Origin of the sequence: Paenibacillus sp. HWE-109 (assembly GCF_022163125.1) — a bacterium.
Lineage (GTDB): Bacteria > Bacillota > Bacilli > Paenibacillales > NBRC-103111 > Paenibacillus_E.
This window is the reverse complement of record NZ_CP091881.1, coordinates 4,811,302-4,833,331: the sequence shown is the minus strand read 5'-3', so window position 1 is coordinate 4,833,331 and position 22,030 is coordinate 4,811,302. Positions and strand designations below refer to the sequence as shown.

Sequence of the window (22,030 nt, the reverse complement as noted above, 5' to 3'; positions counted from 1 at the left end):
TTTGTAGATGGTATGTTTTTTAAAAGGTTGATTTGACACTGTTTTTCCTCATTTCTGCATTGAACGCAAAGATATAGGCAATCGTACCATAAATAAGGCCGATTTCCAAACAAGCTGTCTCTAAAATTTCTGTTGCAGCACAAGTTTAACCTGTGATAGAATTCTCCTAATCCTTTCCATAGGGAACGGACCAACAGGCAATTAGAACGAATGATGAGCTGAGCAGAGGAGAGATGAGCATGGAAACAAAGCGTGTTTATGAACAGGTAGGGGTCGCTATGACCTCAAGATCGTATGCCGAATATGAGAAAATGTTTATGCTGCAAACCGAGGATTTAGTTGGCAAGCGAGTCTTGGATGTGGCGGGTGGCGCCTCTTCGTTTACTGCCGAAGCAAGGCAAGCTGGTATTAAGGCTGAAGCGGCTGATCCGCTGTATGAGAAATCCGTTGAAGGCATTGCGCAGCACGGCATGCAGGAGATTGAACTCGTAGCTGCCAAGATGGAGAAGCTGCAGGATGTATATGACTGGAGCTACTATGGTTCTGTAGAGAACCATAAGGCCGGACGAATCGAGGGTCTCCGAAGATTTGTGGAGGACTTCTCTAGGGAAGATGCGGCATCCAGGTATCACGTTTCCTATTTGCCTTCGCTGCCATTCGAGGAAGCAACCTTCGACTTGGTTGTGTGCAGCCACTTTATGTTTCTCTATGAGGAACAGTTTGACTTTGACTTTCATCAAGCGGCGATTAGAGAGCTTCTCAGGGTCTGCAAACCAGGCGGAGAATTACGGATCTATCCGTTGCTCAATTTTCAGACTGTTGAATATAGCAGGCTTACAGAATTAATGAATGGACTGCAATCAGATGGCTTTTTGGCTGAAAAGAGGCAAGCAAGCTTACCTTTTTTACCGAATTCCAAGCAATATTTATGCATAAGTAAACCTGTCCCTGCATAAGCGAAAAACGTTGGTACATCAACAAATTTTAGCTTATCCACCGTGTTTTGAGCGTTGATTTATCGCGGTCGGAATGGTATAATTTCCTTATTCGTCATAGATGGCGATATTTTTAGGAGGTTGTTCATTTGAAGGGTACAGTTAAATGGTTTAACGCAGAAAAAGGCTACGGTTTCATTTCTGTAGATGGAGGCGACGATGTATTCGTACACTTCTCCGCAATTCAGGGCGAAGGATTCAAAACATTAGAAGAAGGCCAATCCGTTGAGTTCGATATTACTCAAGGCAACCGTGGTCCTCAAGCAGCTAACGTCACCAAATTATAAGAAACTGGGAGATCCCCACTTATAAATAGTGTCATAGCACAAACAACGAAGACAGCATTCCGATTCATTCGGGGCTGTCTTTTTTGCTATAATTTATAGGTTTTGGGTGAGCGGGGGAGTTACTGTAGCTGCCTCGCATGGATATAAGGAACGTCAAGACGCTATTCTTGCCAAAAGTGTCATGATACTGAGCTTGAGGGAACTAAAGTACGCTATTCTAGCCAAAAGTACCCATATCGCGGGGGTGAGGGAACTACAGTACGTTATTTCTGCTGTTTGAAGGGAAAATCAGCTCTTTTCGTGGAAATAAGACCCTGTATGCATTTAGACTTAACAGTGGACACAACGAATTGGGAAATTAGATAATAGACCTATCTAAATGACGAGGTGTCCGAGATGAATGAATTCCGCCAACGGTACAATCAAAAGTTCAAAGAAGAAACGGTTAAGTACATTCAACAACATAGTAAATCGATTCCGGATATTGCAAGCGAATTGAACATTCCAGCGAAGACATTGAGCAGTTGGGTCAGTAAATATCGCCAATTTCCAGATGAGCCCTTCGTAGGAAGTGGCAATCTACGTAGCCATGATCAGATCATGAAAGACTTGGAACAACGCAACAAAGACCTAGAGGAAGAACTAGCTATCTTAAAAAAGGCGCTGCACATCTTCAGCAAAGACCCGAAGTGAGATTCAAGTTCATTGATGACCACCGTTCAACATTTCGAGTTGAGAAGATGTGCAGCGTACTAGGTGTATCCAAGAGCGGCTATTATAAATGGCGAACCACACCCCCAAGTGAGCGGAAAAAGCACCGCGAAGCGTTGGCTAAAGAGGTGGAAAAGGAGTACTTGGAATCGGATCGGAATTACGGGAGTCCGAAAATCACAAAGGAACTGAGAAAAAAAGGTTTCAAAGTCGCTGTCAAAACGGTTGGACGCATCATGAAAAAGAAGGGCTTACGCTCACAAGCTATAGGGAAATTCAAGGTACAAACAACGGATTCCAATCACAGCCACCCGATTGCGCCAAATTGGTTAAATCAGCATTTTGATGTGTGTACAAGACCGAATCAAGTATGGGTTACCGACATCACGTACATCCATACACGTCAAGGAAACCTTTATTTAGCAAGCGTTCTTGACTTGTTTACCCGCAAAATCGTTGGCTGGCAGCTGGGCAATCGCATGACCGTGGAACTGACGCTAGACGCCTTAAATCAAGCATACGAAGCCAAAAGGCCGCCTAAAGGCCTTATCCATCATTCAGACCGGGGATCGCAGTATGCATCTAATGAGTACCGTAAACAACTGAAAGAATACCATATGATTCGTAGTATGAGCCGTAAAGGTAATTGCTACGACAACGCTTGTATAGAGGCTTTTCACAGCATTCTCAAGCGGGAATTGGTGTACAGATATAAATTTCAAAGCCGCCAAGAAGCACACCAACGAATCTACTGGTACATTGAGTTTTTCTACAACAGGAAGCGTACGCACAGCAAGCTTGGCTATTTGTCTCCAGACAAGTTTGAATCCCAGTACTACAAGCAAATAAAACTAACTTCTTAGCTCTTTTTTTGTGTCCACTCTATTGACTCAGATACAGTAGTTCCGCTAACACCCTAATATCCACGTTATATGCCTAAATAGAGTACTAGAGTTCCCTTAACAGGAGTTGTCGCTTGGAAGAGGCTCAGACCTCAGCCTTCATCGCGCATCACACGTGGTGCCTCGCTCATCACTCATCGCTCATCACTCATCACTCATCGCTCATCGCTCATCACTCATCGCTCATCACTCATCACTCATCGCTCATCGCTCATCACTCATCGCTCATCACTCAGGGCCTCGAAGCCGGTTTTCTCACTTCCGTTTATTGAGGAGGGAATAAGCCATGCCACAAAATGTCAATAATTTGCTTAGCGGCTTCGCTTTCATAGGGGAACATTTTGTTGCCGCTGCCATCACGCGCATGGCCCATCATCAGCAGCGAGGTGTAAGCACGGGCAATAACGCGAGCGTCTACCGGGCCGATTTCCCCGGATGCGGCAGATTTGTTGAATTCGACTTCCAACGCATCGAGGATCCCTTGTTCGGATTTGCGCATCGCGATCATTTGTTCTTCTGAGAGGGTCGCCTCCATTTTACGCATGAAGGAATGGAGATCGAAGTCAATGGCTTTCAGATGGGCTTCAGTGATGTCTAAGAGCCTGTCACGCAAGGAAGTGGGTTGACTTAAACGCAACAAGGTAACTTTTCTGACATTTTCCATGAGTTGAATCATCGATGCCGTCAACAGATCGGACTTGGATGGATAATAATAATAGACAGAAGCTTTGGTCACTTCGCACGCTTTGGCGACGTCATCCATGGATACTGACTCGTAGCCTTTGGAGAGGAATAACCGAATAGCCGTCATTACTATTTTTTGAGTGAGGGGTACTTCCCCTTGGGCAGCACGTGGTCTACCGAGCGGTTTTGTCTTTTTGTCCATAGCAATCACTCCTGAAAAAATGAAAATAAAAAAGAAGTTGATTAATTAACTATCTAGTATATATAATTAATTGTGTACTTCAAATTTAACCATATCACGTCAAATAAGTACGGGGAGAGATGTTCCGATATGCATGAGAATCCGCTATTCAGCAAGCTGGGCGAGATCGTGGCCGGTCGTCGCAGCAAATGGATCACTTTGATCGTTTGGGTTTTACTAACTGGAATTTTATCCGTCTTTTTGCCTAACGTCAATTCACAAGAAAATAATGGTGCCAGTAAACTGCCTGTCGACTCTGAGTCGCTTCAAGCTAGCGATACGATGCGCGCGCAATTCCCAAGCGATGAAGGCGTACCTGCTTTGGTCGTCTGGTACCGGGCAGCAGGATTAACAGATCCGGACATTGCCGCCATCCAGAAGATTGCGAAGCAGTTGACGGATACGCCGCTCACCGCACAAAAAGGCTTGCCGCCGCTGCACCAAATGCCAGCGCAAGCTGTGAAAGCGATGCTTTCGAAGGATGGCACTTTATTGGTTCTGCCGATTTCCTTTGACGAAGGGACAGAAACCGACGTGCTGCAAGCGGATTTGAAGAAACTGCAAGAAATAGCAGCAAATCAGCTGGGAAGCGATCCGTTCGCGCTTAAAGGTGACGAAGCAGGACTATATGCCCGGATTACCGGTCCTGTCGGTATTCAAACGGATGCTACCGCCTTGTTCAAAGGGGCTGACTTCGCGCTGCTTCTAGCTACGGTTCTTCTCGTGCTGATCCTGTTGATCGTATTATATCGTTCCCCAATTCTCGCTATCATTCCTCTGGTTGGGGTGGGCTTTGCCTATGGCATCATTTCGCCGATTCTTGGTTTCCTGGCCAAACAAGGCTGGATCACTGTAGACGCACAATCGATTTCGATTATGACAGTGTTATTGTTCGGCGCCGGAACAGACTATTGCCTTTTCTTTGTGGCCAGATACCGGCAAGCTTTACTGGAAGAGAAAGACAAGTACGCAGCGCTGCGCGTCTCTTTCGGAGGAGCTACAGGGGCCATAGGGATGAGCGGTTTAACGGTTATCGTTTCATTGCTTGCTTTGCTTTTTGCCCATTACGGGTCCAATCATCGCTTTGCGATCCCGTTTAGCGTAGCTATTTTCATTATGGCAATAGCCAGTTTAACCCTTGTTCCTGCTTTGCTTGCTATTATTGGGCGCGTATCCTTCTTCCCGTTTATTCCATTGACCCCTGAAATGCGTGCTGAGAAAGAAGCGCGCAAAGGGAGGAAGATTCGCGTGCAGAAGCCAGTTGGCAAAATGAGTGCTGCACTAGGATACATCGTCACAGAGAAGCCTAAAAGCGTTCTTGCAGTCAGTCTAATTATTCTAATCGCGCTTGCCGCTTTTGCACCGCAGATTAAATTTACTTATAACATTTTGGAATCTTTTCCATCAACTATGCCGTCTCGCGAAGGATTTGCGCTGCTTTCCGAGCATGTTTCGCCAGGTTCGCTTGCTCCGGTGAAAATAATTGTCAACACGGAAGGGAAAGCAGCGGATGTGCAGGGAGCCCTATCGAAGCTTCCCTATGTAGAGTCTGTTTCTAAGCCCGTTGACAGTAAAAAGGATGCTGCGTACAAAGTCTACGAACTGATTTTTAAAGAAGATCCCTATGCGCTCACATCGATTGACCGCATTCCGGAAATCCGTTCAACAACGGAACAGAAGCTGCTGGAAGCGGGAATGTCCGCACCGCAAGTCTGGGTGGGCGGTGAAACCGCCACGCAATATGACACCAAAAGTGTTGTAGAACGCGATACGTACATGGTTATTCCGATTGTCATTATCGTCATTGCCTTACTGCTGCTAATCTATTTGCGCTCGATTGTCGCGATGGTCTATCTCATTGCTACGGTCCTGCTTTCGTACTTCTCTGCTTTGGGAGCAGGGTGGCTCATTCTACACTACTTCATGGATACCTCGGCTATCCAAGGATTAATTCCGCTCTATGCGTTCGTATTCCTCGTGGCTTTGGGGGAAGATTACAATATATTTATGGTATCAAGCATTTGGCAGGAACGAAATCGATTGAAGCTCAGGGATGCTATCCGGCTTGGTGTCAGTACGACGAGCAGCGTCATTACATCAGCTGGACTTATTCTGGCAGGAACCTTTGCAGTATTGGCCTCATTGCCGATTCAAGTGCTGGTCCAATTTGGTGTCATTTGCGCCATTGGCGTTATTCTGGATACTTTTATAGTAAGGCCATTCCTTGTGCCTTCGATCACCATGCTGCTGGGAGATATATCTTTCTGGCCTGGTAAAATCAAAATCAAACAACAACCGCAGAGCGGTTTGCAGAAGTAAGCTAAAGCCTGACCCAAAAGGCCTCCAACTCCACTTGTTCAGTGGTTTTGGAGGCCTTTTTACCTTGAGGCTCAACGATCATATTTAATCCGAGGATCGGCCAGCGAATACATAATATCCGTGATGAGGTTAGTTAGAAGCACGATGATAGCAGCCACGAGATTGAGTCCCATTAAGATAGGATAATCCCGCGAAAGAATGGATAAAAACGTGAGTCTGCCAATGCCTGGCCATTGGAATATTTGTTCAATCACAATGCTTCCACCGAGCAAAATAGGAATTTCGGCAGCGATGACGGTAATGATCGGAACCAAGGCATTGCGCAGCGCGTGTTTGTTGATTACAACGAAGGGATGCAGTCCTTTGGCATGCGCGGTGCGCATATAATCTTGCTTCAAGACCTCGAGCACGCTGGAGCGTATATAGCGCACTTTCTTGCCGGCGACGACGCTGCCAAGTACAAGCACGGGGAGCACCAAATGAATGAGCCGATCCCGTAAGTCCCCCTCATAACCCAAAGTCACCATGCCGCCAGTTGGCAGAAGATGGAGTTTGACTGCAATGATATAGATGAGGGTTAAGCTTAAGAAAAATTGTGGAACAGAGACGCTGATGAAGGAAAAGCCGGTCATTAAGTAATCAAATTTCGTATTTTGCTTCAAGGCGCTTAGAATACCGATTGGGATGGCAATAAGGAGCCCGAATAGCAAGGAGGCAGCGGCTAGCAGCAGCGTAGGACCCAACCGTTCTCCGATGATATGGAGGACAGGCGCATGGGAGCTGAAGGAGTAGCCCAGATTCCCCTGCAGCAAGGCGCCTAACCATTTGATATATTGCGTGAAAAGCGGGGCATTCAGTCCTAGCAGTTCTTTCCGCGCTTGAATGAGTTCCCTGGGTGTATCAGGGTCGATGAACAGCTCAACAGGATTCCCAGGAGCCAAATTAATGATCATAAAATTAATGATCGTTATGCCTAGCAAGACCAGCAAGGATATGAGGAGACGACGAACAATATACGGTGCCATAGGATTTACCTCCATAAATATTGCTGATCAATATATGGAAACTTCCTCCATTCCTTTGCTTTTTCTGCGGGCAATTTCTCGGCGAACGATAGGGGCTACTTCGGTCGCCAGCAATTGGATTGTTGTGGCCACGTTTTCGAAGGGAAGCTCGCCGATGTCGACTTGCAGAATAAAGCGGTTATGTCCGATCAGCTCATGCTGAAATAAGATTTTCTCCGCAATCTGTTCCGGCGTTCCTACCGCGAGCCCCTCCTGCGGAGCTGTTACTTTAGCCGGGTCAATATGGGGGATGCCCTCATTAATTTTGGGCAGAAAGCGCCCCACATAATTCTCATAATAGCGAGAGAATTCCCGCCATGCCTGTCCAGGTTCCGAAGCGATGCAGCCGTGGCTGGCAACCGCTATGGGCAATCTGGAAGCATCGTGCCCCGCTTGCAGTCCGGCTTGTCTGTATGCCTCTGCCATGGATTGAAGCCTAGCGGGATCGCCTGTGAGCAAGGCAAACAGGGCGCCTCTGCCAAGCTTTCCCGCCCTTACAGCGCTCTCTAAGGTGCCGCCCATCCCCAACCATACGGGCAATTCCTTCTGAAGAGGGCGGGGAACGATGGCAACATTCGTGAGGCTAGAACGGAATTGCCCCTCCCAAGTTACGCTTTCATTCTCCACACATTGCAAAAGCAGATCGATCTTTTCATCGAAAAGAGATTCATAGCTGGCAAGATCGCAGCCGAATAACTCGTAAGCATCCAGCGAATTTTTGGCACCGCGACCTGCGACGATTTCGGCGCGGCCGGCTGACAGCAGGTCAACCGTTGCGTAATCTTCGAATACGCGTACAGGATCCAGGATGCTAAGTACGGTCGTCATGCTCGTTAACTTGATGCGCTGAGTCGCTTGCGCGATAGCCGCTAACACGACGGCGGGAGAGGAAATTGCGAAATCAGGTTTATGGTGCTCGCCAAGCCCGAATACATCAAGACCAACCTCGTCGGCAAGCTTGGCTGCGGCTATGATATCCTTTAATCTCCTTGCAGGGCTTCTTTTCTGTTTGGATACGGGGTCTGCAAGCAAATCTCCAAAGGTGTAAACGCCAAATTCAAATTCCTTGGCAAGAGGTTGAACGACATTGCTGCTCATAAGGGCTTCCTCCTATTTTAAATCCCATTCATTGACATTGTTGAACATTCCTAGTCGCAGAGGTTTACCAACAAGAACCTTCCGAGAAACGGCAGCGATTTTCTTCTCCGTATAGAGACTAAGGTGAGGAAGATCGGTATGATGGATTTCCTGCAACTGATCGTAGATAAGCTTTCGTTTAGCGGGATCTGTTTCGGATTCGCCAAGGGTGATTAATTCATCTGCTTTCGGATTTTTGTAGCGCGTATAGTTATTGGCGCTGTCGCTTTTTAAATTCGAGAAGTAAGAGCTCGGATCTATAAAGAAACTTGTATTGTAAATCGCGATATCATAGTCAAATTTACGTACCTTGGCGATCAAGGAAGGATAGTCGTATTTCTCCGCTTGTACCTTGAAGCCGGCTTTCTCCAGATTTTCCACCAATAACTCGGAGGCATGCTCACGGATGGCGTTGCCGGTAGGGATCAAAACTCGGAGTGGTTTATTGACATCCCAATTCGCTTCCTTCAACAAAGCTTTTGCCTTGTCAGGTTGGTAGGTAAACAACTCAATCCGTTTGTTGTAGTTAGGATGGTTGGCGGGAATGGGGCCATCGACAACACTGCCTTGTCCCTTCAGCAGTTGGCTGACGAGAAGCTCCCGATTGAGCGCGTACGGGATAGCCTGCCTAACTTTCAGAGGCACAGTTTCGGTGTTGAAAAAAGCAACAAGCGGCTCAGCGGATTCGGAAACGGATACATCAAAATTAGGCAAAGCTTTCACTTTCTCCAGCTCCGTGATAGGAATCGTGCCAAATGGCAAAGTATTCATATGCAGCTCGCTCGTCTGCAACTGCGGCAATATCGTTTCAGCCGCAACATCTTTAAAAAATATTTTGTCGAGCTTAGGCACGCCGCGATAGTAGGAGGTGTTCTTCGCTACCTCAACGTAAGCGCCTTTGACAAACTTGACGAATTTGAACGGACCGATCGTCACATCAGGGTTTTGAAAGTAAGGGTGTGCATTGATCTGTTCCACGGGCACATCCTTCAAAATATGCTTGGGGATGAAGTAGATCTTGTTGGCAAAGCGCTCCTGCAGGACGGTCAAAGCGATCGGCTGCTTCGTTTTGAGTTCGAAGGTCGTACTGTCAATGACTTTAATGCCGCTGATCGCAGATTTGTCCGAATCCAGCTTGCCAGCTGCATTCAGGCCTTCAATAAAGCTGAAGTTAAAGGTTGTATCTACCTTTGCGTTCAGGGCAGTTTGTAATGTGAATGCAACATCGTCCGCCGTAAATGGCTGACCATCACTCCATTTGGCAGCAGGGTCTAGTTTGAAAATAAATGTCTGATTATCTTTGGTTTCAATGGATTTAGCCAGCTTCGGTACAAATTCGAGGTTATCATTCAGATCGTACAAAGGGTCGTTAAAGAGACTGATAACAATAGTTGATGCCCCACTGCCCTGATTATTAATGGGGCTTACCGTAAGCGTTGGACTAAAGGTTGGAATGTAAATGATTTTTTGGCCTTCTGAACTTGTGCCTGTAGGCTTCGGAGAGGTATCGCTAATTGTCGTTCCCGTGCTCTGCGAGCTGCAGGCTGCAAGAATGAGCAGCAGTATTGCGAATAGGAAAAGCATAGCATTGCGGTGTGTACGTTGAATTGACAAAATATATCCCTCCACATGTTTGAACAGCGGCTGTTCGTTGCAGCCGTTTTTCTTTAATTTGATTATCCGTACTATTCCAATTGAAATAGTAGATATTAATCATTTCCCAAAGTATAGAGAACTCTAATTTCAATATCCAATATCAAAATCCTAATGATTTATATTGTTCCAAACCTAATAATCATTCCAGATAATACCAAATTCTGGATAGAAAACTTCTATTAGACAGTTGTAAATCGGCAGTGGTAAATTAAGGGACATAATTCGCACTTGGTTTATAGGTCAAAGCGCCAATTCTCGTTTGAGGCTATTTCATAAGAAAAGACGGTGTGGAAGATGACGTATTTGCTGGAAATTGACCGGCTCCAGACGGTCTTTCGGACGGGGCAGGAAGAAGTAATATCAGTCGATGAGATTAGCTTCAAGCTTAAACCTGGCGAAACCATCGGCATTGTTGGAGAATCCGGCTGCGGGAAGAGTGTGACTTCGTTATCTGTCATGGGGCTACTGGGTCAAAATGGTCGAATTAAACAAGGCGAGATTCGTTTCGATGGCTCGAACTTGGTTGATTGGCCAGAATCCGAGCTGCGCCGTTTAAGAGGGAAAGATGTGTCTATGATTTTTCAGGAGCCAATGAGCTCATTAAATCCTGTTCTGACCATTGGGAACCAGTTGTTAGAAATGATTCGGCAGCATACCAGCCTCTCGCGCAAAGAAGCGAAGGCTTATGCGATCCAAATGCTTCGCAAAGTCGGACTTCCCCGTGCTGAAGACGTTATGGATGTATACCCCCATACGCTTTCTGGAGGCATGCGTCAACGGATAATGATCGCGATGGCTTTATCCTGCAAGCCCAAGCTGCTCATTGCAGATGAGCCCACGACTGCACTTGATGTGACGATTCAAGCGCAGATTCTGGAACTTATGAAGGAACTTCGCGAGGAGAGCGGGGCTGCGATTATGCTCATAACGCATGATCTGGGTGTCGTCGCTGAAATGGCCGACAAAGTAGTCGTGATGTATGCCGGCCAGATCGTAGAGGAAGCGGATGTGTTCACGCTGTTTCGGGAACCGCAGCATCCCTATACGAAGGGGCTTCTAAACTCCATTCCCCGTGTGGAAGGAGAGGGCGAGCGGCTCACAGCCATTCCTGGCACGGTTCCGTCCCTTCAGCGAATGCCCTCTGGCTGCCGTTTCCATACCCGCTGTACGCTGGCAACTGAGCGATGTCAGCAGCAGCAGCCTGATCTCCAAGCAATCGACCATGAGCATCTTGTGAGATGCTGGGTCGCTCAGGAGCAGGCTGCGGTTCAACCCCTTATCCCATATCCTCAGGAGGTTGGCGTATGACAACGAGTACCCCCTTGCTGCAAATCGATCGACTAAAGACATACTATCCAATAAAAAAAGGTGTTTTATCTCGGACAGTGGGACACGTCAGAGCGGTTGACGATGTAAGTCTCGCTATTTATGAAGGGGAAACGGTTGGACTCGTTGGTGAATCGGGCTGCGGCAAATCAACGATCGGCCGCTCGATTGTACGGCTGGAAGACCCTTTCGAAGGCCGTATCCTTTTTCAAAATGAAGATATTACACATATTTCACAAAGAGCACTGAAGCCGATTCGCACTCGTCTGCAAATCATTTTTCAAGACCCATTTTCCTCGCTGAATCCCCGCCAAAGAATCAATGACATCCTGGCTGAGCCCTTCATTGCTCATCGTTTGGTGGACAGACATCGCGTGCAGGGGGAGGTGGATCGGCTGCTTGAGTTGGTTGGTTTGCCGCGTGCCTACAAGATGAGATATCCGCATGAGTTTTCCGGTGGCCAGCGCCAACGGATTGGGATTGCCCGAGCGATCTCGTTTCAGCCTAAGCTGGTTGTGTGTGATGAACCTGTCTCGGCTCTGGATGTATCCATTCAGGCGCAAATTCTGAATTTGCTTGCAGATTTGCAGAAAGAGCTGAAGCTGACTTACTTATTCATTGCTCATGGGATCGGAGCAGTCCAATATATCAGCACACGGGTTGCCGTCATGTATTTAGGCAAAATAGTTGAAATCGGAAATAAGGAACAATTATTTAAACGTCCTAAGCATCCGTACACCCATATCCTGCTGAATGCCTATCCGGCGCCCGATCCAACCTTGCGTTCGAATAAGCGGCTTATCATTCAAGGGGACGTGCCCAGTCCGGTTAATCCTCCTGCTGGCTGCCGTTTTCATACGCGCTGCCCCTATGTTCAGGAGTTTTGTCGACACGAAGAACCGCCGCTGACACCTGGAGCACATGCGGTTGCTTGTCATTTTCCAATAAATTAGATCAGATCTTCCAGTGGCCTGGGATTGGCCAGCTGACCATGCAATCGATTCTTTTACAACTAATTCGGAGGTAAGTGGTTATGGCTTTATTTGAGTATCAACTGAAAAAGGGTCCCTTACAGCCGATCTTCATCGAGGTAGTGGAAGATGAGCAAGTGATGGATAGCACTTTGCGGCAGCTCTGGCTCCGCTTTTCGAGGCATAAGCTGGCAGTAGCAGGTCTGATCGTTACTTTGCTGCTCATTGTGATTGCCATACTGGCTCCGCTGATCTCTCCGCATGATCCCAAAGAGGTGACAGCGATCTTCTCCGCGAAGCCATCAACGGTACATTGGCTGGGGACGGATCAGGTCGGCCGAGATGTGCTAAGCCGCCTCATCTATGCGACAAGAGTTTCTCTCATCGTCGGGTTTGTTACCGTTTCGCTATACGTAACCTTCGGTACGCTCGTCGGCATCGTGTCCGCCTATTTTGGCGGCTGGCTGGATATGGCTGTCATGCGGATTACGGACATGTTCATGGCCTTTCCTTTTCTGATGGTTACCTTGGTCATCATCAGTGTTCTGGGATCGAATATGACGACGATCATCCTGGTCTTAGCCTTGTTCTCTTGGCCTGGCGTGGCGAGACTGGTTAGAGGCAGCGTGCTGTCGATTAAACAGCTCGATTATGTGAAGGCAGGTGTAGCTCTTGGACTAAGCACACCGCGAATTTTATTTCAGCATATTTTTCCTAATGCAATCGGTCCTATCATTGTTAATGCTACGTTCGGCATTGCCTCAGCGATTATGAGCGAAGCTGGACTCAGCTTTCTGGGCATGGGAGTCAAGCCCCCGACAGCAAGCTGGGGCAATATGCTGACAGGTGCACAGTCCTTGACGGTGCTGACAGATCAGCCTTGGCTCTGGGTTCCGCCGGGGGCGATGATTTTATTTACTGTGCTTGCGATTAATTTCGTAGGAGACGGGCTGCGTGACGCTCTGGATGCCAGACAATAAGCAAGAAGAGGCTGCCCCAATAAGGTTGAATACCTTAAGGGCAGCCTCTTCCTGCTTATTTGTTCAGTGGCTATCTTTAATCGATGATTTGTAGAATATCATCGATTTCTTTGCGAGCTAATTTCCCCGGACGCTCTTTGGGGTGACCAAGGGCAATTACCATATTGATTTGACACTCTTCCGGAATGTCCAAGTAGGCACGAATCTGATCCTGCGCAAGCAGCACAGGGCCTGTCATAGGGCATGTAGCCAAGCCTCTGGCATGAGCGGCGAGCATCAGGTTCTGGGAGGCCAGACAAGAGCTCTTGATGCCTTCCTCAGCCCATACGTGCTCTTCAACAAGCTGAATCGGGTCAAAGATGCGATCGCGGAACTTCGACGCGTAAGGTGTTGCCAAACAAATGATTAAAACCGGCGCATCGGAGAAGGCAGTCGCATAAGGGCCAAATGATTTCACCAGTAAGCGTGCTTCTCTGGAAAGGCCTTTCTGCTCTGCATCAGCTGCACGCGAGTGAAGTTGATCCCACGTTAGTTGTTCGATGTGTTTAATTTTGTCTGTATTTCGTATCGCCACGAACTTCCACGTTTGGGAATTCGTATCGCTTGGCGCATAGCGGGCGCAATCGATAATTTCACGAATATCCTCTGTAGAAACGGCTTGCTCTGTAAAATTACGGACACTGCGGCGTTCTAAAACAATCGCTTTGAAATCGTCATAATTCATATGAAACCTATACCTGCCTTTGCAACTCAATTAGACCTAATACTTAATACTTGGTACTAAGACTTTATGCTTATTATAAGGCACTTGTTATTGCAGCACAACTGTATCGCCTTCGTTCAGGCCCTTGACGACTTCTGTTTTCTCCGGAGTTTCCATGCCAATTTCGATTTCACGGCGCTCTACGCCTTGCGGCGTCTGCAGCATCACATAATAAATCTCTTTTTCGTGCATCACAGCTAATGTCGGCACGACGAGGGTGCCCGCTTTTCGCTCCGTTTCAATCGTACCGGTGAGGCTTAAGCCGGCGATGAGTTGATCGCTTTGTTCTAAGGAAATGGTAACCTCAAATTGCGCGGAACCAGAGCCTTGATCTGTGCCGGATTTAGCAAATTTGGATACTTTTTCAACCTTGCCTTGGAGTTTCTTTGATTTCAGTGCTTCAACTTTGACTTGCACCAGCATGCCTGGCTTGATCCGGAACACATCGAACTCACCGACCGTACTGACTAGCTTCAGTTTGGTTAAATCTACAATTTTGCCGATTCGTACGCTTTCTTCAACAGATTTAGGGATTTTGGCAGAATCCTCAAACAGGAAAATGCCATCTTCCGGGGCTATGTAGGAAGCTTGTTCCACTTTCTCTTGCTTCTTAGCCAACTGAAGCTGAATGGAGGAATCTTTTACCTCGTTGAGCTGATCTTGAATTTTACGAGCTTCGACGGCAGCGAAACGGCTTCTGGCGTCATCTTCGCCAACCGCTCCCGCGGCTACGTTGGTTGAATCGCCTTGCGGTCCGGCAGCTTTGAAGTTGGCCAGATCTGCTTCCAACTTTTGTTTTTTCAAAGTTGTTTGGAGGCTGGCAATCTCACTCCTGAGCGGAGTGGCATCCAGCTCGAATAACAGCTGACCTTTGGTCACTTGAGCGCCGTCTGTCATATTCCATGCCTTTATTTCGCCTGTGAAAGGAGCGTAGACGCGCGTTTCTTTTTCGTACGATGATTTCCCTTTGACTTCAATACTATTAATCAAGTCTTCTTTGGTTACTTTAAATTGCAGAACATTCATGATCGATGCAGCGTCCATATCCTTGGCATTTTTTTGCTTGGGATGGCTGCTAACATAGAGAAAGCTGCTGATACCGCATACGATGATTGCAGAAAGAAGCAGGATCCATGTTTTCTTTTTCCTCATACAGGTAATCTCCTATTCTCGTTTAATAGCGGTTAAAGCATCTGTTCGGGAAGCTTTCACTGCGGGATACAGCCCGGATAAAACCCCAGTCATAATGGCAAAAAACATACCGACAGGGAGAATCCAGAAGCTGATAAATAAAATTTCCGCGGGTTCCCCTGAACCCGTGGAGCCGAATCGGATAATGATGAGATTAATGCCCCAGATCACCCAATAGGAGAGGAGAATGCCGACGAAACCTCCGAGCATGCCGAGCAGAGTGGACTCGACAATAAACATGTTGCGGATTTGGTTTAAATTAGCGCCAAGTACTTTCATAATGCCGATTTGTCTGCGCCGCTGATGGGTGGACATGGTCATGGCAACGACAATCGATATCGAGGCAACGAACAAAACAAACAGACCAACACCAGTGAGCAGCAGACGGATAATAGCGAATTGGCCTTTCATCCGATCTTCCTGAAACAAATTAGTTTGCGTATTCAGCTGGAGCTTTTTGATCCATTCATCCACTTGCTTCACATTGGTGCTGCTGTCGACCTTCACTTTGACTTCCGAATAACGCGGTTGCCCATTCGTAGTTGCTTTGTTTAGCGACTCTAGGATTTTGAGACCTGTTTGATGCGAGACATAAGCTGTTTTGTTGCCTTGCAGCATATATGCGGGCAATCCATCGGGCTTCTGGAGTACGCCTGACACACGAACTGTCATTTCCATCGTTGGTTTGACGGAAGCTCCGTTTTGGTTGTCAGACTGCCCACGATCATTATTCGCTTTCAGCAGAAGTTGTTTCTGATATAGCGGATAAGGGAGTACATCCATTTGACGAAACGTTTCGGCTTGTTCCTTGCTTGGATTTTGCTGCATGAGTTTATTGCGGACTTCTATTGTTTTGCTATCCATGACGCCGAGTGTGGTCCCGTAGCCTAGCACGATCTGATTATTCTGATCACCTGGACCTCCCTGTTGAAATTTGGCGTCGAAATCTTCCAACGCACTCAACTCGGTTGCTTTAAGATCCAGGTAGCTTTGTTTGCCATCATCAACCGTAAAGCTGAATGAACCTAAGTCTTGAAAGCTTGCAACGGATTTCACATGTGGAAAAGTACGTATAAGATCGAGTTTACTAGCTGTTAACGCAGCCGCGCTGTTTGGATCTCCGCCTTGATTTACGATCATTATTTCATCTGTCTTGAGATAAAAGCTCAACTGTTTTTGACTGTAATGCTGAATCGATTCGCCAAAGCCGAGAGCCACTATGATGGAGGCGGAACCGATGGCTATGCCAACCGTACATAGCGCAGTTACTACTCTGCGCCGCTGCAGCTGATCCCAGCCAAGACGAAGGTAATCCTTAAGCTTCATCCGGCCTCACCTTCCTGTTTGTGTTCTTCTTGCAAATAGCCATCGCGAAGCTGCAAAATACGCTGCGTGCGGGCCGCTACCTCAAGCTCATGGGTGACAATTACGAAGGTGATGCCCGAATTCTGATTCAAATCTATCAACAGATCGATAATCTCTTTCTCTGTTCTGGTATCCAGATTCCCTGTAGGTTCATCGGCAAAGACGATCGCTGGTTTGGTAATCAAGGAACGTGCAATACTAACACGCTGCTGCTGTCCCCCGGATAGTTGCGAAGGAAACATTTCGGATTTGTCCCCGATACCGACTTGCTGCAGGAGTGCCATGGCCCTTTGTTTGCGTTCTTGGCCTGGGGTGCTTTGGAAAACTAAAGGGAGCTCGACGTTCTCGCGGACGGTTAAATGCGGGATTAATTCATAAGATTGGAAAATAAATCCGATATGCGTACGTCGAAATTCCGCCAAGCGGTTTTCGTTCATTTTCTCAATAGCTTGTCCAGCGATTAAAATACTTCCTTGGGTAGGCTTCATGAGGCCTGCCATTAAGTTCAACAGCGTAGATTTTCCTGAGCCTGAGCTGCCGAGCAAAGCAACCATTTCTCCTTGCTCTACTCGGAAATTAAGCTCATGAAGAACATGGGTTTCTTCTTGCCCTGTGCGGAAGCTGTGAGATAACCCTGCAATGGTTAACACGTAACCAGTCCCTTCTTTTTACAAATTCATTACCTGCCTGGCAGACTTTCGTTGTTTTGGAACAGGTGTGTGCCCAGGAATCCAATCGTTGCGACGATGGATAGGCATGCGGCAAACACATAGACGGTGCTGCCGCCAGCCGCATCAAATATCCAGCCGCCGAATGTTCCGCTAATGAGACCGGCAATGCTGGACCAAGCTACCGCAAAAATGGCTTGCCCCGAGGATCTGTACTCGTCGGGAATAATTTGGCTGATGTAGCGATTAGCTGTGAAAAGAAAAATACCGAACGTTAGGCTGTGCAGCATTTGGATCCAAATGACCCAGCTAGGATCTTGAATGGAACTCATGATGAAGAAACGCAGGGCATAGATGATGCCGGCAAAGGCCAGCAAAGGTAATTCTTTGAACCGGTGACCATGCTTGCTCAGGAAGAAGAAGACTGGAATTTCACTGAGTGCCGATGTCATCCAGGCATAGCCGATGAGCGAATCTGAAGCGCCGAGCTGCCTCATGTAGAGGGCTAAGAAACCGTCATTGAAGCGATGAGAGACCGACATGATGATAACGAGCACCAGAAACCAGATGAACTTTCTATTGCGCAGAATATCCACTACACCGCTAAAGGCCATCTTCTTGCCGCCTTGACGGGCATCTTTGAGCAAGAATACGATCACAAGCGTACACGCGATCGTGAATAGGCATAGAATCGGCGTAAGCCCTGTTCCATAGTGTCTGAGAAGCAGTCCAAATCCTCCTGCAGACACAGCGAAGCCGATAGATCCATAAACCCGAAAGGAAGCGTAGCTCTTGCCGCTGGTTCGAATACTGAGCATGATTTGGCTGTCATTCAATGAGTTTACAGGCTGTTGGAAAAAGAAAAATGAGGCTAAGCAAATGTACAATAGCGAAAACCAACCTGCGGTAAACACAAGGATGGCCGTCACTAATTGCCCCAGGATGAGAATAATCATGATTTTCTTAATCGTTTGGAAACGATCGCTCAGGAAACCCCACAATAGGTTGGTGGCAATGCCAATGAGCGGCCCGATGGCGTAGAGCAAACCGATTTGGATTTTGGAATATCCCTTGTAATCAAAGTAAAGCGGAAAAAAAGTAACGACAATTCCCATCGTCATAAAAAAAGCAAACGTGAACAGACGCAATAGCGAATCATCTGATTGTATAGGTATAGACGTACGCATAGGAGGCTATCACTCGATTTCTTACAAATTTTTTGAAAAAAGATTTGGTTGCTGATCTTCAGCGGTTCGTTTCAGCACATAAACGACTACAACGAGTTCGGCTAACATCCCGACAGATTGCGCTAATGCACCAATCATTCCGTTCCAATCAGGGACGAATACAATGGAAATGAACAGTGTTAAGATCGTTATTATAGCATTCGCAGACTGGGAAAAAACCATGATTTTTGTTTGACCGCGCAGCATAATGATGCCATTCATATAATCCAGCCAAGGAAACACTATCGTCATGATCATAAATATTCGCATCGCACGCAGACTGGCATGCATAAGTTCGTTGTTTACGCCCATAACATGGGTCATAAACCAAGGCCCCAGTGCTGTATACGCCAGAATGGCGATAAGTGTTCCAGGAATAAAACTGAGCAATAAGATGAAACGGAAGACGTTTTGCGCATCTTTGCGATAGAAGTTTAGAACGATTTGATGAATATAGGAAAAAAAGCTCAGCACAAGTTGGGTTAACGAGCCTGCAATCGCAAAAGAGGAAATCGCCAAATGGATATGCGTTGTTTTTCCTAAAATCGCATTGATCGCAGGACCGATGACAACAGCGATGACAGATGAATACAACAAAGGTTTATAGAAACTGAAGATCTGTTTCTTGGTCTCGATCGGATGGCCGGGTACTTTCTCCGGAATCACCTTGCGCAGCAGACTCGATCCTTCCCATATAGCGACAATTGCTTCAATCACCATGCCTACAAGAAAAATAATAGCCCCAACACGTCCGCTGGAGACATTATCTGTTGTGATAAAGTAGAGGGACAATAGGTACATCGCGAGGATGCGCACGCACATTCCGATCGTCAACCACTTGGTTCGCATATTAAAAATAATAATGCCATGAAATAAGCAGCGTAATCCTGAGAAAATACTTACATACATGAGAATGCGATAGACACTTAACGTAGTTTCTAATAATTCGCGTTCTACGCCAAAGAAATAAAGAAAAACCCATTCTCCTACAGGGGTGTAGCATATAATGAGACCAAGCAGAATAATGCAGGCAAATACATAAGAACTGACCGCAGCCATCGCGCGAAAGGATATGCGATCTCGTACGAGGGCGGAACAAGCTTGTCGCAGCAGGACGACTGGTTTTTCTGTCAAGCCTAACAGGCTCAGAGGGAGTGCGTAGCTGGCGATAACCATTTCGGAGTTATCCGCACGGGCCAAAGTGCTGTTAATAATAACGTGCGAGAGGGTGACAAGTGTTGCCGAAAGTCCGAGGGGTAGAAAAAAGGAGATGAGCTGTTTCCATGAGATGTTCTCTTTCACTGTCGAAGCTATCATCTTAATCTCTCCTAACTAAATTTCCCTTCTGAAACATTATTTTAGTATACCAGAAAATGAAATCAGGTTGACATACAATTTTAACTGGAAACCAAAGGTTTGAAGTGATACATTTAAAGGTAGAATGTTTCATGATCACGTCTTAGTTGTTAGGCACTGCAAGGAGGTACGCTTAGGAATGGATGGCTATTTTCAATATAATGACAGGTTAGGCATTGAGACTCCCGTTTTGGATGTCGAATGGGAATTGTACCCTTCAGAGGTTCGCGTTGAAATTTTATTGCATTGGGAACAAATTCGCGGTGCGATCCCGGACCGCATCATGAAGCTGGAGGCTTCGATTATTTATAAACAAAATCAGCTGGACAGAGAAGACGATTTTCCAACCTCATGCCGGTTAAATTCCGAAATCGCTGATCTGGCTTCTATCATAAATGATCTTCACCTTTGGTTCCGTGTTAATCAGGATTTGGAATCGAAGACCCACCATTAATGGTTGTTAATGAAAGGGAGAGTGACTGGCATGCATAGCCATAAAGATGGGGCCACTTGGCTGGAAGCTATTGCGAAGCCGTTGTTGGAGCATTTACCAGCCCTATATCCGATTGAAGAATGGGATGTAGCCATGGATGATAGGATTGACGCTCTGTTGCCAAATATGATGACACTTGGAAGTCCTGAACAAGAGCCTTATGGTCAGGCGATCAAAGCAGGTCTCTATTTGCTCAATGAGAGTCTTGATAAATCACACGATATTGCCCAGGAAATTACGAATGCAACAGGCAGTTATTGGCATGCTTTGATGCATCGGATGGAGGGGGATTACAGCAATGCGAAATACTGGTTTAACGATGTCGGCCATCATCCTATTTTTTCTAACTTAATTGGTTGTGTAAGAGATTATTTAACGGTCAAAGATTTAGTCGAATTAGACAATGATGCGCTTTGTCAAAAGCTTGAAGTTCTGCTCACTTCGCCTGTTTGGAATCCCTGTGTATTCATCGATGTAGTAGAACTGCAAGTGTCATTGGTTCAAAATCCTACGGTCGATGGTTGGTTGCGCCATATTCAACGTTATGAGATGCAGCTGCTGCTTCAGTATTGTTACGAACAAAGTTGTGGAGGAAGTCTGCTTGAAGCAATTGGACAAAAGTAGCATAAAGGTTCCGCAAGGCCCACTCCGTTTGATGCTTAGGGTATATCGATACATCTTGCCTGATGTCAGTGAACAACTGGCTATATGGAAATCGAAAGCGGCCAATATCCCCGATCTGGAACTGCAGACACAAGCATTGGCCAGTATCGCAACGAAACAATTCCATTGCCAAGGCGGTGCTGTGTATGCGGCAGCTAACTTGCCAATGCGTCATGTACTTATCCCACTTATCGTTGCTTTCCAGACCATCAGCGACTATCTGGATAATCTTTGTGATCGCAGCACTTCGCTCGATCCGTTGGATTTCCGTCAACTTCATCAATCCATGCTGGACGCTGTCAACCCTGCCAAGCCCTTGAACGATTATTATGTTTACAGACAGGAGAAAGAGGACGGAAACTATTTGGCTGATCTGGTAATGAAGTGTCAGAGCTGTATCGAGAGCCTGCCTTCTTATGCCAAAGTAGCTGATCAGGTACGTGAATTTGTAGGCTTGTATTGTGATTTGCAAGTGTACAAGCATATTCGCAAGGATATGCGGGAGCAGGAACTGCACCAATGGTGGGAACAACATCATCATAACTATAGTCAAATCTCATGGAATGAGTTTGCAGCAGCTACGGGGTCCACGCTTGGCATGTTTATGCTTTTTCTTGCTGCATGCGATCCTCAATTGAGCGACGGGCAGGTTCATTCCATTCGGGATGCCTATTTCCCTTATGTATGCGGACTTCATATTCTGCTTGATTATTTAATTGATCAGGAAGAAGACATACAGGGTGGAGATTTGAATTTTTGTACGTATTATCCATCCATGGATGTTACGGTGGAGAGAATTGCCTTTATTGTGCAAGAGGCTCGCAGTAAAATTTTGTTCTTGGAACATCCGCGATTTCATCGTATGATAATCGAAGGTTTGCTTGCACTGTATTTATCCGATCCCAAGGTCAATGGTCAGCAGCAAGTGAAGAACGTATCGAGGCGTCTTATGAAAAATAGTCCATTAACAAGGTTGTTTTTCTGGCTAAATAGCATGTTTATTCGAACGACATCATGAATGTCAGGCACAAG

General features: G+C 46.6%; 19 protein-coding genes and 1 pseudogene. 10 read left to right on the top strand and 10 right to left on the bottom strand.

Annotation, left to right across the window (positions count from 1 at the left end; translation table 11 throughout):
- Window positions 1-239 precede the first annotated feature (239 nt).
- The 3 genes and pseudogenes from LOZ80_RS20725 to LOZ80_RS20710 all read left to right on the top strand — a co-directional run bounded on the left by LOZ80_RS20725 (window position 240) and on the right by LOZ80_RS20710 (window position 2,856).
- Entirely contained in the window at window positions 240-956 is a 717-nt protein-coding gene (locus LOZ80_RS20725; protein WP_238166493.1) for a class I SAM-dependent methyltransferase, read from the top strand.
- A gap of 128 nt (window positions 957-1,084) precedes the next feature.
- Window positions 1,085-1,282, top strand: coding sequence for a cold shock domain-containing protein (locus LOZ80_RS20720; RefSeq protein WP_028556542.1), 198 nt, complete (start codon window positions 1,085-1,087; stop codon window positions 1,280-1,282).
- Between the two features lie 396 nt (window positions 1,283-1,678).
- A pseudogene (locus LOZ80_RS20710) lies at window positions 1,679-2,856 on the top strand (IS3 family transposase).
- A 304-nt stretch (window positions 2,857-3,160) separates the two neighbouring features.
- Here LOZ80_RS20710 and LOZ80_RS20705 read toward each other — a convergent pair.
- Window positions 3,161-3,781, bottom strand: coding sequence for a TetR/AcrR family transcriptional regulator (locus LOZ80_RS20705; RefSeq protein WP_238166490.1), 621 nt, complete (start codon window positions 3,779-3,781; stop codon window positions 3,161-3,163).
- Between the two features lie 129 nt (window positions 3,782-3,910).
- On the opposite strand from LOZ80_RS20705, the gene LOZ80_RS20700 reads away from it, so the two are divergent.
- Entirely contained in the window at window positions 3,911-6,139 is a 2,229-nt protein-coding gene (locus LOZ80_RS20700; protein ID WP_238166489.1) for an MMPL family transporter, read from the top strand.
- 71 nt (window positions 6,140-6,210) lie between these two features.
- On the opposite strand, the gene LOZ80_RS20695 is transcribed toward LOZ80_RS20700, so the two are convergent.
- Genes LOZ80_RS20695 through LOZ80_RS20685 form a run of 3 tightly spaced genes read right to left on the bottom strand, consistent with a single transcriptional unit; the run spans window position 6,211 to window position 9,954 of the window.
- The gene (locus LOZ80_RS20695) at window positions 6,211-7,164 is read right to left on the bottom strand and encodes an ABC transporter permease (protein ID WP_238166488.1); all 954 of its coding nucleotides are present in this window, start codon (window positions 7,162-7,164) and stop codon (window positions 6,211-6,213) included.
- 27 nt (window positions 7,165-7,191) lie between these two features.
- Window positions 7,192-8,301, bottom strand: a complete 1,110-nt coding sequence (locus LOZ80_RS20690) for an LLM class flavin-dependent oxidoreductase (protein ID WP_238166487.1) — start codon at window positions 8,299-8,301, stop codon at window positions 7,192-7,194.
- Between the two features lie 12 nt (window positions 8,302-8,313).
- On the bottom strand, window positions 8,314-9,954 hold the full coding sequence (locus LOZ80_RS20685) for an ABC transporter substrate-binding protein (protein WP_238166486.1): 1,641 nt from the start codon (window positions 9,952-9,954) through the stop codon (window positions 8,314-8,316).
- A 336-nt stretch (window positions 9,955-10,290) separates the two neighbouring features.
- Here LOZ80_RS20685 and LOZ80_RS20680 point away from each other — a divergent pair, with 336 nt between their 5' ends.
- The 3 genes from LOZ80_RS20680 (at window position 10,291) to opp4C (ending at window position 13,273) form a co-directional block, all read left to right on the top strand.
- Window positions 10,291-11,304: an ABC transporter ATP-binding protein gene (locus LOZ80_RS20680; protein WP_238166485.1), complete on the top strand. Its 1,014-nt coding sequence runs from the start codon at window positions 10,291-10,293 to the stop codon at window positions 11,302-11,304.
- On the top strand, window positions 11,301-12,275 hold the full coding sequence (locus LOZ80_RS20675; protein ID WP_238166484.1) for an ABC transporter ATP-binding protein: 975 nt from the start codon (window positions 11,301-11,303) through the stop codon (window positions 12,273-12,275). The genes LOZ80_RS20680 and LOZ80_RS20675 overlap by 4 nt, the downstream gene beginning before the upstream one ends.
- A gap of 80 nt (window positions 12,276-12,355) precedes the next feature.
- On the top strand, window positions 12,356-13,273 hold the full coding sequence (gene opp4C / locus LOZ80_RS20670) for an oligopeptide ABC transporter permease (RefSeq protein WP_238166483.1): 918 nt from the start codon (window positions 12,356-12,358) through the stop codon (window positions 13,271-13,273).
- 76 nt (window positions 13,274-13,349) lie between these two features.
- Here opp4C and LOZ80_RS20665 read toward each other — a convergent pair whose 3' ends face one another.
- The 6 genes from LOZ80_RS20665 to LOZ80_RS20640 form a co-directional block, all read right to left on the bottom strand.
- A complete protein-coding gene (locus tag LOZ80_RS20665; protein WP_238166482.1) occupies window positions 13,350-13,997 on the bottom strand; it encodes a nitroreductase family protein in 648 nt (215 codons plus the stop codon).
- Between the two features lie 87 nt (window positions 13,998-14,084).
- Complete coding sequence (locus tag LOZ80_RS20660) at window positions 14,085-15,188, bottom strand: efflux RND transporter periplasmic adaptor subunit (protein ID WP_238166481.1); 1,104 nt, start codon at window positions 15,186-15,188, stop codon at window positions 14,085-14,087.
- 12 nt (window positions 15,189-15,200) lie between these two features.
- On the bottom strand, window positions 15,201-16,553 hold the full coding sequence (locus LOZ80_RS20655; RefSeq protein ID WP_238166480.1) for an ABC transporter permease: 1,353 nt from the start codon (window positions 16,551-16,553) through the stop codon (window positions 15,201-15,203).
- Entirely contained in the window at window positions 16,550-17,242 is a 693-nt protein-coding gene (locus tag LOZ80_RS20650) for an ABC transporter ATP-binding protein (protein ID WP_238166479.1), read from the bottom strand. The genes LOZ80_RS20655 and LOZ80_RS20650 overlap by 4 nt, the downstream gene beginning before the upstream one ends.
- 29 nt (window positions 17,243-17,271) lie before the next feature.
- A complete protein-coding gene (locus LOZ80_RS20645) occupies window positions 17,272-18,447 on the bottom strand; it encodes an MFS transporter (RefSeq protein ID WP_238166478.1) in 1,176 nt (391 codons plus the stop codon).
- Between the two features lie 21 nt (window positions 18,448-18,468).
- A complete protein-coding gene (locus LOZ80_RS20640) occupies window positions 18,469-19,803 on the bottom strand; it encodes an MATE family efflux transporter (RefSeq protein WP_238166477.1) in 1,335 nt (444 codons plus the stop codon).
- A 178-nt stretch (window positions 19,804-19,981) separates the two neighbouring features.
- Between LOZ80_RS20640 and LOZ80_RS20635 the strand changes: the two genes are divergently transcribed.
- Genes LOZ80_RS20635 through LOZ80_RS20625 form a run of 3 tightly spaced genes read left to right on the top strand, consistent with a single transcriptional unit; the run spans window position 19,982 to window position 22,016 of the window.
- Window positions 19,982-20,296: a hypothetical protein gene (locus LOZ80_RS20635; RefSeq protein ID WP_238166476.1), complete on the top strand. Its 315-nt coding sequence runs from the start codon at window positions 19,982-19,984 to the stop codon at window positions 20,294-20,296.
- Window positions 20,297-20,326: 30 nt separating this feature from the next.
- Window positions 20,327-20,959: a hypothetical protein gene (locus LOZ80_RS20630; RefSeq protein ID WP_238166475.1), complete on the top strand. Its 633-nt coding sequence runs from the start codon at window positions 20,327-20,329 to the stop codon at window positions 20,957-20,959.
- 31 nt (window positions 20,960-20,990) lie between these two features.
- A complete protein-coding gene (locus LOZ80_RS20625; protein ID WP_238173057.1) occupies window positions 20,991-22,016 on the top strand; it encodes a tetraprenyl-beta-curcumene synthase family protein in 1,026 nt (341 codons plus the stop codon).
- The last annotated feature ends 14 nt before the right edge of the window (window positions 22,017-22,030 follow it).